Below are 12,153 nucleotides of genomic sequence, written 5' to 3' on the forward strand. Positions count from 1 at the left end.
ATTTGAGGAGGGGTTTTCAATGTGTGGAATTGCAGAACCAGCATTTCCTCATGACACGGAACTTAAAGAACATAAGGGGTGGCATGAGCTGCCCGGTATTCCTGTTGTGTTCATTGCAAAATTTAAAAAATAATAAGGAACTTCCTATGGATGCAACAGTAAAAAAAACTTTACACTCTTTGCAAGAAGCAGAAGACCTTGGGTTTGTTTGGCCAGAATTAAAGACCCTATTATTAGCCGTTCAAAGCGAAATTTCTGAGATTGAAGACGCCCTCACCAAACAAGAAGGTCCCGCAAGATTGGAAGAAGAAGTGGGTGATCTTCTCTTGGGATGCCTTGAAATTTGCCGATATTTGTCCATTTCTCCCGCACAATCTCTCGATGTTGCTGAAAAAAAATTTACCCAACGATTGAAGAAAGTAAAAGAGAATTTGTTACGCGATGGTAAAACCGATTTGAGATCCGCAACATTCGACCAGCGACTCACTCGTTGGAAGGAAGCAAAGACGCAAACGTCAGAGCTAGCCAAAAAAGTAGATACTATCCCAATTCGAAAACTTGGAACTTCTCACAGGTAAATTGATGCACATTGCAACCTATTATGGCTATGTGATATCCATAATATGATTCGCACCACAAACGCGGATCTTAAAGTGTTAGAATTAACCCAAGGGAGTATAAAATATGACTAAAATACTAAAATTATGCCTACCAAGTGTTGTATTATTGGGTTTGCAAACTGGTATTTTGGCGGCGGAAAAAAACTTTGATACTGTTACTGAGCAGAAAAAACATGAAAGAATTATGAATAATTTTCCACATTTGTCGCTGACTTTTATTGAAACAAAATATGCAGATAGTGAAAAAGAACCTCAAAAAAATCGAAGTGATTGTACACTTCAAAATCATCAACAAGTGATTTTCGATATTATTTGTAAATGTTTAAACAATGCAGGCGTTGATCAAAACATAATTTCCCAACAGCTTACTTTACAAAAGCTTACAGAAATTCTTGTAGAAGATGTAACAGAAGATGAAGATGTCGATGATAGTGATAAAAGGACACAAGCACAATTAATTATTGATTCGTTTGCCCTTCCAGGTCTAAAAAATGAAGCATTTATTTCTGCATTTTCCCTTGCAATACGTGAATTGGAATCTTTAGTAGATGGTATTCCTGGCAAGTAATTGTGAATTTAACCTGCCCCATTACCTTTGAACATTTTTATGTGTATTCACAAGATAATGGATGTTGAAGATAGTATCGATGAATCCTAATCAAGCTCTTAAAAAAAGTGCACAAAGTGTCCAAGATGTCTTATCAACCCGCGGTTTAGAATGCAAAGTAATTGAGCTTAACGACAGCACCAAAACAGCTTTGGACGCGGCTGCAACGATCGGGTGTGACGTGGGTCAAATTGTAAAATCCCTGATTTTCAAAACCAAATCAACCCACAAACCTGTGCTGATCCTGACATCAGGGCCCAACCGCGTGAATGAAAAAACCATTGAGACGTTGGTAGGTGAACAAATCTCAAAAGCAGATGCTGATTTTACAAGGGATGTAACGGGCTTTGCCATTGGCGGCATTCCTCCCATTGGGCATAAGCATCCCATTGATCTCATTTATATTGATGAAGATCTCATGAGTTTCGATAGTGTGTGGGCAGCAGCTGGAACGCCCAATGCCGTCTTTAATCTACAAAGTCATGACTTAAAGGCACTTACAAATGGACAAGTAATTTCAATTCAGTGAGGGAATACCGTTGCATGAAAAACCCAGTGATCTTTACCCAATCTGATTCTGAAGAAATGATGAAGTTTGAGGAAGACATTACCTATTTCTATGGGGCAAAAGATACTCGTCTGATCGCTGACAATTATTTAAAGGCTCTTTGTGAGCTCGAGAAATTAGGCATTCAAACTGAAGTTGGGGCCTTAGAAGAAGCGATGATCCCTCACTTGAGAGCAGCATACCGGGAAGTTGAGAATCAAACCCCCTTAAAATTTAATATTGAAAGAGCAGCCCGCCATGAATTTAAGCTTATTATGGCACAAAGCCTTGAGGCCTCTTTTGAGAAGATTTATCAAATAATGGTGGATCTTTACAGCGAGGTCTTTGGATCAAATGATTATGGGATCCATAAAGCGGCTTCATTAAGGACGTTTCTCTATAAATACAAAATCAGCTTATTGAGAAATGAGGGAGGGCTCACGCCAAATGACTGTACACTTATCTTATCCCTGGCAAGATCCAGTGAACAAGAACTCTCACAGCTTCACAGCCTATAGGACTCTTTTGAACATACTTTCTAACCATCCTTTGACAACGCGACTTTGCGTGAAGAAATTTTGAGTAAGCCCTTTGGGTTGACTTTTGGTCTTTTCCTCCTCAACTCGATGCAAAAATCTCGCGGCATTGATTGATAAATCTGTTAAGGCGCATTTGGAAGATCTCTCCGGATGGACGATGCAAAGCCAAAATACGATATCGTGAAGGTTTAGGTTGCCAAGAAACGGGCCACAGCCCCGCTTTCTTTGCTAAAAAATCTGGCAAGAATCCCACCTCGTGTGAATCAGCGCAGATATCGGCAATGAGAGACCAACTCGGAATACGCGCCTTAATCTCCAAGCGCTTCTTGTGTGTTTGCTCCCAGCGCTGCATAAGGCTTAACACCTCAATCTGGTTTTCAGGTAGAATAACAGGTGCCAAGGGCGTTTCAGAAATGGATGAGTAAAGTTGGAAGGACCCCGCACCCACTTCAACAGAAATCACCTCTTCCCAAGGGGCATTGTCGAGAACAAGAGCAATGTCAGCTTCGTCCATCAGAACAGCTCCATAGGCACCGTCAGGCCGCATGAGATTTAGATCAACAGATTCAACCGATAAGATGGCTGGGATGACGGCGCGGGCAATGGCGTGGGTTGTTGCGACCCGAATGGGGCGGGGCGCATCCGTTGCAATTGTGTCTCGAAATTGCTTTAACCATTCTTCCGCTTTTGGGACAAGAGTCGCACCTTCAGATGTCAAGCGGAATTGACGCTTTTCATGGGTGCATAAGGGCCGCTCAAAGGCAGCCTCCACGCGCAATATGGCAGCACTTGCTGCGCTTTGGCTCAAATTGTGAAAGGATGCAGCCTTGCCGAGACTTCTCAAATGCCCTGCGGTGATGAACAACTCTAAATCCGCAAGCCTCAAATAACTTAAAAGACGATTCATCATACTTCCCCTGAAAGAGATATCGATATTTTCGATATGTAATATCATTTATATCGTCAATACAAATATTAAGCAATGAATTATGCTCTGAGAAATATATGACAACGAATAAGGAAAAATTTATGAGTGCTCAGGGAAAAAGTTTACACATTTTAATGCACATATGTCGTTTTAACTTCGGGACTTTCGAAAAAGAAGAGTTTCAGAAATTCTTACGGATGGGCCTTATATTTGCCCTCATCATTGGTATCTATTGGACATTGAGGCCTTTAAAGGATTCTATTTTCATCCAATTGGTTGATAAAATGGATCTCCCATACGCTAAGACAATATCGGTGTTGGCATTGCTTCCCTTGGTGATGTTCTACACACGATTGTTAGAGAGCACATCTCGAGAAAAGATGCTCATCATTTTGCCAGCGTTTTACGGCCTTACTATTTTAGGGTTTGGTGCTGTCATGTTTATTGCCCAAGCCCCCGCAGAAGAAATCGCCGTCCGTTCAATGCTCCCTTATATTGGCACTAAGATTTTGGGCTACCTTTGGTATTTATTTGTCGAAAGTTTTGGATCCCTCGTCGTTGCCCTCTTTTGGGCATTTGCAACGGACACGACGGAAGCCCCTTCCGCCAAAAGAGGCTTTCCTTTAGTCGTAACGATGGGACAGATGGGAGGGGTCATTTGCCCTTATGGGATTGGGGGACTCCCCCATCGCCTTGGGTTAACCACGGATACGCTTTCTATGATGATCCTCGGGCTCTTAAGTCTCAGCATTATTTTGATGGTACGGTACTTTTTACGGGCAACCCCCAACCATCTTCTCACCTCTTTTCACGGGAAAAATGAGAAGGAAGAGGAAGTGAAGCAAGAACCTGGCTTCTTGGAAGGTTTGAAGCTCATGCTCTCCCACCGATATCTCATCGGCATGTTTGCCGCAAACTTTATCTATGAGCTCATCGTGACAATCTTTGACTTCAATTTTAAATTAGCAGCAGGGACAGCCTACTCAGGGGTTGCGCTGAGCAACTATTTGAGCCTCTACGGTTCAAGTGTCAATATTGTCTCCTTAGCGTGTTTGCTCTTAGGCATCAGCAATGTTACACGATTTCTGGGTGTAGGGGTTGCCCTGGCTGCCATGCCAATCATTGTGGGAATTGCACTGTTTGGCTTTTTGACCATCGACACATTGTCATTTTTGTTTGCTTTAATGGTTGGGTCAAAGGCCATCAACTATGCCTTAAACGGACCCGCCCTGAAGCAGCTTTACATTCCAACGACGACCGATGTTCGTTTCAAAGCGCAAGCCTGGATTGAGACTTTTGGATCTCGAGCCTCCAAAGAAGCAGGTTCCATTTTTAATATGTTACTCAAACCCTTGCAAACCACTTTTGGCGTTGTCACAGGAAGAGCTCACTACCTAACTTTAAGTGGAGCGATCGGATTTCCCCTACTTGCCGTGTGGCTTTTTGTGGCCTTTTATTTAGGCAGAAACTTTCGAAACGCAATTCAAGAGAATAAAGTTGTCTGCTAGGGATATTGTTGTCCTGGTATGCTACTGGCAGTTATTTTGCCAGCAGGTTAATTGCCTCCATCGGAGTTCATAAAACGATACATACGGGACTCTATTTAGGACTTATTGCGGTGCTCATGTTATGGGCTACATTCTTCTTCTTTCCCAACTCCATCTTGGCAATATGTTCATCGTTATCCTTATTTTTATTGGGGTTCGGAATTCTGTTCCCAAGCATGGCGAGCTCTTCCCTTAATTTATTTAAGGACCTTAGGACACAAGCCTCTTCAATACTTGGCCTTATTTCCATCAGCTCTGCCTATATCGGGAGCTTCAGCGCAGAATGGGCTGATGAATCAAGATTAGTCGGCTTGGCGTTATATGTCTTGATCTGTAGTGTGTTAGCGTTGGGCATATATCAAAGGCGTGATCGGGGGATGATCTTATGAGTCCTCTTTTGAGGCCCTATTTTTTGGCATCGAACTTTACGTTTTGTCAGACTTCTTTTTATGAGCTTTTGTCCGTGGCACTTTTTTTACCGGCAAAGGCAACTCTTTAGCCGTGATTCTGATCAAGTGGGACAACCAATCAGCGTCTTCCCATTGATCGCCTGAAATATGGAGGTAGGCCTTTGCGCCAGGATAGGGATATCCCTCCTCAAAATCGCCAATAAAAGCCTTTCCAGCCACTGTTGGTTTGACAAACAATTGATCATCACAGACCAAAGCCACAACTTTGCCGTCAAAATAAATGCAGTACCCGCCAAACATCTTTTTTGCAAGACAGGTCCCAGCGTCAGCAATCTGTTCAAGAATAAAATCAACGCTGCTTTGTTGAGAGGCCATAATATAGTCCCTTTTCGTTAAGTGTACATCCAATGCCAGGGTGATTGTTCTTTCATTTAACCAGTCACACTATACAGAAAGGAAACCCATGCTGCAAATCCTAGATGTACGTATATATTTAAACAACTATTTACTTATACTGTATTTTTGGCTATAGTGAACTTAGGCTTTAAGGGACGCCTATACCCACAAAAGAGGATCTCACCCTAGACTCGTTATCGGATCTTATATTATTCGTTTAACATTTTTGTTTTGCCAGATTGTGGGTTATATGGCGATAAAACATAAAGGTGTTCAAATGAATAAATCACGTAAAGCCTCGACTCTTGAAGAATACAAAATCCAAGCATCTATCCTGTTAAAATCATTAAAAGGAAAAGACGCGGCAAAGGCTGTCAAACGATTGAAACGTCTGCCAGAATATGCTAATCTTTCCACGGCCGAAATATTGCAAAGAGATATTAAACGCAAACACGCTCTTCTCCTCATTGCCTTTGAAAATGGATTTGGCTCTTGGCTTGACCTTAAGATGCAGATCAATTTCATCGTTGGGGGGTATCTCAATCCCTGGTTTGCAAATTACAACGAAGCAAAAACACATCTTAAGGCAACGGGAGGATTTTTGTTGCCCTATAAAAAGCAGTTTTTTATTTGTGAAGCCGATTACATGAAGCATATCGGATTTAACCCAGACGATCCCGATTGGCTATTGATTGGGTATGATTGGGCAGTTCCTGAGGATACAAAGGCTTGGCAACGACTCTATAAGAATTGGTCTCAATCCAAGGGAGGTCGCCATGGGTAAACCTCTTCCAAACAATAATTTCTTGAAGGGCATTTGGGAACCTTTGGCTTTTGAATGCAATATCCACGACCCGGTCGTTGTGGGTGAGATCCCTAAAGAGCTCAATGGTACATATTATCGAAATGGCCCGAACCCCCAATATGTCTACTCAGAAAACTATCATATGTTTGAAGGGGATGGGATGGTCCATGCTGTCACCTTTCACAATGGCAAAATAAGTTATGAGAATCGATGGATACGTACAGAAAAGTTTTTGAAGGAACGAAAATCCGGCAGAAGTTTGTTTGGGGGCATGCGTGATTTCATGGCGCGGGATGAATCCGTCAAAAATGCTTCTGGCAATACGGCTAATACGAATATCATTTGGCATCACAATAAATTATTAGCCTTGAACGAAGGAGCTCAACCTGTCGAACTTGATGTCCACGATCTCAAGCAATGCCAGCCGTACGCCTTTATGAACAACACAATGGACCGCACCATGATGGCCCATCCAAAGATTGATCCCAAAACAGGGGAACTATTTTTTTATAGTTATTTTGGACCTGATTTTAGGTATTTCATCGCAGATAAAAATGGGCAAATCACCCATCAAGAAAGCATTGCGATGCCTTTTATATGTATGATGCATGATTTTGCCATAACAGAAAGCTTTTGTATATTTCCCCTCTTTCCTTTGACTTGGAATTTTTCGCGTCTTATGAAAGGGGAACCTATTTTTAAATGGGAACCAAACTTGAATACACGCTTTGCGATACTGCCAAAGTACGGCAATCAGAAGGATGTGATTTGGTTTGAGGATCAAGCCGCCTTGGGCTTTCACGTTGTGAATGCCCATGAAGAGGAGAATAAAATTATTCTTGATATGGTAGTGATGGAAGATATACCAAAGGATGCGGTTGCCTTTGCGGATGACAATGCCTCTTATGTAAATTATTTGACACGGTGGATCTTTGATCTTGAAACAAGAAGGGTCACGAAAGAAAGATTGGATGATATGAACGTGGAATTTCCGCGCATTGACGAGCGTTTCGTGGGACAAAAGAATCGTCATGCTTACATGAATGGCACGATTCATAAGAACCCCAACAATCTCTTTGATGCGATCGTCCATTATGACAAGAAAAGCAACAATAAGACTATCCATCATTTTGGTGCGGGATCATTTCCCCTCGAGCCCCTATTTGTTCCTCGTGCGGGCTCGTCGATGGAAGGGGATGGTCATTTGTTAAGTTACGTCTATCGAGAAGCCCTTAACCGAAGCGATTTGGTAATTCTTGATGCACAGCATATTGATCAGGAGCCAATCGCTGTCATCCAGTTCCCCCATCGGGTTCCTTTCGGATTTCATGGATGTTGGGTTGCAAAAAATCCCTCTTGACCCTCACGTCACGTGATATCTTAGCCTTTGAATTATATCGTTCAGAGAAGGGAAATTACATGCGGTATACGGTAACTCAATTAGCCAAGATATCAGGCGTCAGTGTCCGGACTCTTCATTGGTATGATGAGATCGGCTTGCTGAAGCCTGCCTATTATCAAGACAATGGTTACCGGTACTACGAGAAAGAGCAGCTTCTGTTATTGCAACAGATTTTGTTCTTTCGCGAATTGGGTTTCAAGCTGAATGATATCCAGAAGATCATTGAGAGTGATGCTTTTGACAAGATCGAAGCCTTGCAAACTCACAGATCTACCCTGGTGGAAAGTAACCGTCGTTTGAAATCCTTAATTCAAACGATCGATAAAACAATCTTACACTTGAAAGGGGAAAAACCAATGACAGACAAAGAGTTGTATTATGGCTTTGATTCGCAACAGCAAAAGCGTTACGAAAAAGACTTGGTCAAAATGGGCATTGTCAATCAGGAGTTCATGGACACATACAATGAAAAGACAAATCAATGGACTCAAAAAGACAAGGATCATTTTGTGACGGAAGGAAAAGATATTAACGACGCGTTGATCGCGGCGATGAATCAAAAGCTGCTCCCTTCCTGCGAAGAAGTCCAAGCAATTATCCATCGGCATCACGCTTGGGTGGGTTGGAATCCAACCAAGGATCGTTATATGGCTTTGAGCGAACTTTATCACACCCCTGAGTTTGCAGCATTCTATAAGCAACTGCACCCTGAGTTGCTTGAGTTTATCACCGAAGCCATGGGCGTGTATGCGCGAAAAAACCTATCTTAGCCTTTGAATTAAGGGGGTCACTTCATGTGACTCCCTTTTATATTCCAATGGTTTTTCAAGAGTTTTCTTGTTCAGTTCAACAATGATGGTGCTATAGACTCCTCTCTAAATATGATCGTTCGAAGGAAGAGTATGTAACACATTCTTTCATGAAAAAACTTTACATACAAAGCAGAGATGTGGTAGTTTTTTTTAATCTCCAAAAAATGTTAGATTTCAAAATTGATAGAATTCATTAAAAAATTTTTCCCCGTTATTATTGCGTTGTTTTTAGATCCTACCATCATAAATGCCATGGACACCCTACATGCAAATGAAGCAGAGAGAGTTTGCACCCCTTTATATTACGATCCTGTGGAAGAAGAGAGATTTATGGGGGAAATAGGACTTCAATCCTTACCCGCAACGGCAAATTTTGTATCGCAAAATAGTCATCAGTTATGCTTCGTTGCGCCCGCTCACAGCTCAGACAAAGCATCTCCAACTTTTCAAATTATTGAACAGCAAGTAAGAGAATTTCGGCCAACTTTTATGATATTAGAAGGGTTTAGTAACTCTGAAGCTTCTATTCGAAATATTTCCGAAAGCTGTTTTAGAGAGGGTGTTTTAGAAGAACCAAGTTGCGGGTTTTGGGGGGAACCACATTTTGCAGTATACTTAGCATTAAAACATCGCATCCCTTTTGTAAGCGGTGAGCCACGGATGAAAGATGAAGTCGCTTTCCTTCTTTATAAGAATTTTACCGAAGAAGAGATCGCCTACTTTTATCTTATTCGCCAAACACAACAATATTATTGCAATAATAGTGTCATAGGCGAGGGGCCAATAGAATTATATTTCAATTCAATTTGCCAACCCTGTGCATCAAACGTATCAACGATAGGTGGTGAAGAATGGCTTCCCCAATTTGGATGCAAATATAGCTTCAACGGTTGTAAATCTTGGTTCATGAAGACTTATGAGCGGCCCTTGACATTAGCTGAATGGGGTAGCTTTAGAATTTACAATCCTAAGGAGACATCTCTCACACTCTACAAACTTTATGTGGAAAGCATGTATTTTAGAGACTTGCAAATCCTGAAAGTAACTCAAAACGCAATGTCCACTCACGCAAGAGTCCTCGTGGTCTATGGAGCGAGCCATTACTATACTCAACACAAAGCCCTTGAGAGCTTTTTTGATAAGCCCAAATATAATGAATTTAAAGGGGTCATTTCATGTGACTCCCTTCTATAACCCCATCTTACATTCTCTTCCCAACAGGAATGGTTGGATTTAATCTCACAATAGGTTATAGAAAAGGAATAGGGTACATCACATACAAACAGCCAACTATGACAAAAGTTATTCTCTACATTGCCACCAGCCTCGATGGTTTTATCGCAGACAAAGACGGCGGTGTTGATTGGTTGCCCCACCCCCCAAATGATGAGGGGGATGAATTTGGGTACAAAGCGCTTATGCACCGTGTCTCAACAATTTTGATGGGAAGCCGAAGTTATCGCCAAATCCTAGGCTTTGGGGAGTGGGCCTGGGGGGATAAAACGACTTACGTATTTACTTCTCAACCCTTAACAACAACACGAGACGATATTCTGTTTGTGAATGAAGACGCTAAGAGGTTTATGGAAAAGCTTAAAAGTCAGAATCTGACCCAAGACATCTGGCTCCTTGGCGGTGCTGAATTGGTGACGTCATTTGCAAAAGAGAAACTCATTGATGAATGCATCCTAACGGTTGTTCCCTCAACCTTGGGGGAAGGCATCAAATTAAAGCTTCCTTTGGAAGATTACATCTTGCAGGAAGCAAAGAAATGTTCTTACGGGATTGAGCAGAACCATTATGTGAGAAAGACAGGATGATGATTTAAGGGGAAGGATTTCCAATTCGAATCCCAAGTTTCTCTCGCACCGTAACCTAAAAAATTATTATACCCAACGAGGTTGCCCCATGGAAAAAACATTTTGGATAGACCCATATCAACAGGCTCTTCAGACCAGAATTGTGCAGGTAAATGGCAATGAAGTTTTGCTTGAAAAAACAATAGCTTATTCGTTTTCTGAGGGGGCAAGAAAGTGATAAAGCACATCTCAATGAGGTCGAGATTGTCGCCTCGAGAATGGAAGGGCCTCTGATCTATTATTCGCTTCCAGAAGGTCATAATTTCTCGCAGAATCAAGAAGTCCTTATGACTATTGATTGGCCGCGTCGCTATCGGCTCATGCGTCTACACTTTGCAGCGGAGCTCATCTTAGAACTTGTCACGAAGAAGTATCAACTTGAAAAGGTTGGTGCGCATATTTCAGAGAATAAGGCGCGCATCGATTTTCTATCCGACACAAATATCTCTTCCACCTTTGAAGATCTTTTGACAGATTATGCTGAAATTATCCGGCTTGATCAGGAAATTAGGACCGGGTATACAGACATTGCCACCCAAAGGCGTTTTTGGGAAATTGATGGATTCGCCCGTGTTCCTTGTGGCGGAACTCATGTAAAATCAACGGCCGAAGTTGGTCTTGTTCAATTAAAGAGATCTCATCCGGGGAAGTCTATCGAGCGGATTGAGATTACACTGATCGATGCGGAGGCGTGAATGAGCTCGACGACTCATTCCGGCACACCAGATCTCGTTCATTCGGGGCTTGATCAACGGCCTGATAACCCCCTCATCAACGACTATCGCCAGGCGGGAGATTATTTCTTCCGATCTATCTCAATTGACTGCCTGGATATAGGTCAAGGCGTAACAGCCTATATGTCGGGGGTTCCGGAAAAGGGGACAAACGTGGTTTACGTGAAGCAAGATGGGATCGTAACAGAAGATACTGTATTGCAAATCAACCGGTTTTATGATGTTAGGAATCTTGAGTTTGAGGTGATGATTCCAGTAGAGCATTGTCAAGAGGGATTGGCTGACCTTCTCAAAACCCATGGTTATCTCGAGGACGGCAAATCCGTTGCCATGGCTATTAATCTAGAAAATAAAGTCATAGCCTCTTTAGATGACGAGGCGACTATTAAGCCAACCAATGCCAATCTCACTGACTGGATGATTCCCCTGATAGAAGCGTTTGACTCTACTCCAGAAGTCACCTCCCTTTATGCGCATTGTCATGAAAACGCCTTGTCTAAAGGGGCTGAGCTTTATCATTATACCCTCTATCGTCAGGGTCAACCCATCTCCTCATTGACCCTATCTATTCAAGGCAAAAACGCACGAATAGACGACGTAGGCACGGTGCCTGAATTCCAGGCCAAGGGAAATGCAACGAGCCTTGTAAAGTATGCTCTATTAGAAGCTTCAAAATTGGGGGCATCACATTGCTTTCTGGAATCTTCTGTTTCCGGTCTTTCTATTTATCAAAAAATTGGTTTTCAAACCTTATTCCGAAATCGATATTATTCCCGGCAGAAGTCAGACTAAGATCTGCAACCCGGAGCCCCGTCCCTAGGCTTGAAGGTATATGATACAAAACAAAAACCATTTTTAGAGCGTTTTTCTTGAAATTAATCCTGAAATAGCAGATATTCTTGCTATAGTTCAGTCGAGGGCCCGTTCTTGTGATGGGATTGATACTT

At 42.2% G+C, this 12,153-nt stretch carries 14 protein-coding genes and 1 pseudogene; 12 read left to right on the forward strand and 3 right to left on the reverse strand.

The features are described 5' to 3' along the window. The first annotated feature begins 146 nt into the window (after positions 1 to 146). The 4 genes from K2Y18_07080 to K2Y18_07095 all read left to right on the forward strand — a co-directional run bounded on the left by K2Y18_07080 (position 147) and on the right by K2Y18_07095 (position 2,292). Entirely contained in the window at positions 147 to 578 is a 432-nt protein-coding gene (locus K2Y18_07080) for a hypothetical protein (protein ID MBX9805498.1), read from the forward strand. Between the two features lie 106 nt (positions 579 to 684). Continuing rightward, on the forward strand, positions 685 to 1,188 hold the full coding sequence (locus K2Y18_07085; GenBank protein ID MBX9805499.1) for a hypothetical protein: 504 nt from the start codon (positions 685 to 687) through the stop codon (positions 1,186 to 1,188). A gap of 79 nt (positions 1,189 to 1,267) precedes the next feature. After that, positions 1,268 to 1,756: a YbaK/EbsC family protein gene (locus K2Y18_07090; protein ID MBX9805500.1), complete on the forward strand. Its 489-nt coding sequence runs from the start codon at positions 1,268 to 1,270 to the stop codon at positions 1,754 to 1,756. A 14-nt stretch (positions 1,757 to 1,770) separates the two neighbouring features. Next, on the forward strand, positions 1,771 to 2,292 hold the full coding sequence (locus K2Y18_07095; protein ID MBX9805501.1) for a hypothetical protein: 522 nt from the start codon (positions 1,771 to 1,773) through the stop codon (positions 2,290 to 2,292). A gap of 100 nt (positions 2,293 to 2,392) precedes the next feature. On the opposite strand, the gene K2Y18_07100 is transcribed toward K2Y18_07095, so the two are convergent. Beyond that, positions 2,393 to 3,223, reverse strand: coding sequence for a LysR family transcriptional regulator (locus K2Y18_07100; GenBank protein ID MBX9805502.1), 831 nt, complete (start codon positions 3,221 to 3,223; stop codon positions 2,393 to 2,395). A gap of 119 nt (positions 3,224 to 3,342) precedes the next feature. On the opposite strand from K2Y18_07100, the gene K2Y18_07105 reads away from it, so the two are divergent. Next, a complete protein-coding gene (locus K2Y18_07105; GenBank protein ID MBX9805503.1) occupies positions 3,343 to 4,749 on the forward strand; it encodes a hypothetical protein in 1,407 nt (468 codons plus the stop codon). A gap of 91 nt (positions 4,750 to 4,840) precedes the next feature. Here K2Y18_07105 and K2Y18_07110 read toward each other — a convergent pair whose 3' ends face one another. Continuing rightward, positions 4,841 to 5,038, reverse strand: coding sequence for a hypothetical protein (locus K2Y18_07110; protein ID MBX9805504.1), 198 nt, complete (start codon positions 5,036 to 5,038; stop codon positions 4,841 to 4,843). Positions 5,039 to 5,213: 175 nt separating this feature from the next. Next, positions 5,214 to 5,573, reverse strand: coding sequence for a TfoX/Sxy family protein (locus K2Y18_07115; GenBank protein MBX9805505.1), 360 nt, complete (start codon positions 5,571 to 5,573; stop codon positions 5,214 to 5,216). A gap of 298 nt (positions 5,574 to 5,871) precedes the next feature. On the opposite strand from K2Y18_07115, the gene K2Y18_07120 reads away from it, so the two are divergent. The 7 genes and pseudogenes from K2Y18_07120 to K2Y18_07150 all read left to right on the forward strand — a co-directional run bounded on the left by K2Y18_07120 (position 5,872) and on the right by K2Y18_07150 (position 11,998). Then, positions 5,872 to 6,378, forward strand: coding sequence for a hypothetical protein (locus K2Y18_07120; protein MBX9805506.1), 507 nt, complete (start codon positions 5,872 to 5,874; stop codon positions 6,376 to 6,378). Next, entirely contained in the window at positions 6,371 to 7,759 is a 1,389-nt protein-coding gene (locus tag K2Y18_07125) for a carotenoid oxygenase family protein (protein ID MBX9805507.1), read from the forward strand. The genes K2Y18_07120 and K2Y18_07125 overlap by 8 nt, the downstream gene beginning before the upstream one ends. A 59-nt stretch (positions 7,760 to 7,818) precedes the next feature. After that, positions 7,819 to 8,571, forward strand: a complete 753-nt coding sequence (locus K2Y18_07130) for a MerR family transcriptional regulator (GenBank protein ID MBX9805508.1) — start codon at positions 7,819 to 7,821, stop codon at positions 8,569 to 8,571. 222 nt (positions 8,572 to 8,793) lie between these two features. Next, positions 8,794 to 9,807: a hypothetical protein gene (locus K2Y18_07135; protein MBX9805509.1), complete on the forward strand. Its 1,014-nt coding sequence runs from the start codon at positions 8,794 to 8,796 to the stop codon at positions 9,805 to 9,807. A 98-nt stretch (positions 9,808 to 9,905) separates the two neighbouring features. After that, positions 9,906 to 10,433 carry a dihydrofolate reductase family protein gene (locus K2Y18_07140; protein ID MBX9805510.1) on the forward strand — a complete coding sequence of 176 codons (528 nt, stop codon included), beginning with the start codon at positions 9,906 to 9,908 and terminating at the stop codon, positions 10,431 to 10,433. An 88-nt stretch (positions 10,434 to 10,521) separates the two neighbouring features. Further along, positions 10,522 to 11,167, forward strand: a pseudogene (locus K2Y18_07145) (alanyl-tRNA editing protein). Next, on the forward strand, positions 11,168 to 11,998 hold the full coding sequence (locus K2Y18_07150; protein ID MBX9805511.1) for a GNAT family N-acetyltransferase: 831 nt from the start codon (positions 11,168 to 11,170) through the stop codon (positions 11,996 to 11,998). Positions 11,999 to 12,153 lie beyond the last annotated feature (155 nt).

The sequence above is a fragment of the Alphaproteobacteria bacterium genome, from assembly GCA_019746225.1.
Lineage (GTDB): Bacteria > Pseudomonadota > Alphaproteobacteria > Paracaedibacterales > VGCI01 > VGCI01.

Excerpts from the sequence above, each read along its gene's own strand:
- K2Y18_07080 (MBX9805498.1), top strand. The coding sequence starts at position 147 with ATGGATGCAACAGTAAAAAAAACTTTACACTCTTTGCAAGAAGCAGAA.
- K2Y18_07085 (MBX9805499.1), top strand. The coding sequence starts at position 685 with ATGACTAAAATACTAAAATTATGCCTACCAAGTGTTGTATTATTGGGT.
- K2Y18_07090 (MBX9805500.1), top strand. The coding sequence starts at position 1,268 with ATGAATCCTAATCAAGCTCTTAAAAAAAGTGCACAAAGTGTCCAAGAT.
- K2Y18_07095 (MBX9805501.1), top strand. The coding sequence starts at position 1,771 with ATGAAAAACCCAGTGATCTTTACCCAATCTGATTCTGAAGAAATGATG.
- K2Y18_07100 (MBX9805502.1), bottom strand. The coding sequence starts at position 3,223 with ATGATGAATCGTCTTTTAAGTTATTTGAGGCTTGCGGATTTAGAGTTG.
- K2Y18_07105 (MBX9805503.1), top strand. The coding sequence starts at position 3,343 with ATGAGTGCTCAGGGAAAAAGTTTACACATTTTAATGCACATATGTCGT.
- K2Y18_07110 (MBX9805504.1), bottom strand. The coding sequence starts at position 5,038 with ATGGAAATAAGGCCAAGTATTGAAGAGGCTTGTGTCCTAAGGTCCTTA.
- K2Y18_07115 (MBX9805505.1), bottom strand. The coding sequence starts at position 5,573 with ATGGCCTCTCAACAAAGCAGCGTTGATTTTATTCTTGAACAGATTGCT.
- K2Y18_07120 (MBX9805506.1), top strand. The coding sequence starts at position 5,872 with ATGAATAAATCACGTAAAGCCTCGACTCTTGAAGAATACAAAATCCAA.
- K2Y18_07125 (MBX9805507.1), top strand. The coding sequence starts at position 6,371 with ATGGGTAAACCTCTTCCAAACAATAATTTCTTGAAGGGCATTTGGGAA.
- K2Y18_07130 (MBX9805508.1), top strand. The coding sequence starts at position 7,819 with ATGCGGTATACGGTAACTCAATTAGCCAAGATATCAGGCGTCAGTGTC.
- K2Y18_07140 (MBX9805510.1), top strand. The coding sequence starts at position 9,906 with ATGACAAAAGTTATTCTCTACATTGCCACCAGCCTCGATGGTTTTATC.
- K2Y18_07150 (MBX9805511.1), top strand. The coding sequence starts at position 11,168 with ATGAGCTCGACGACTCATTCCGGCACACCAGATCTCGTTCATTCGGGG.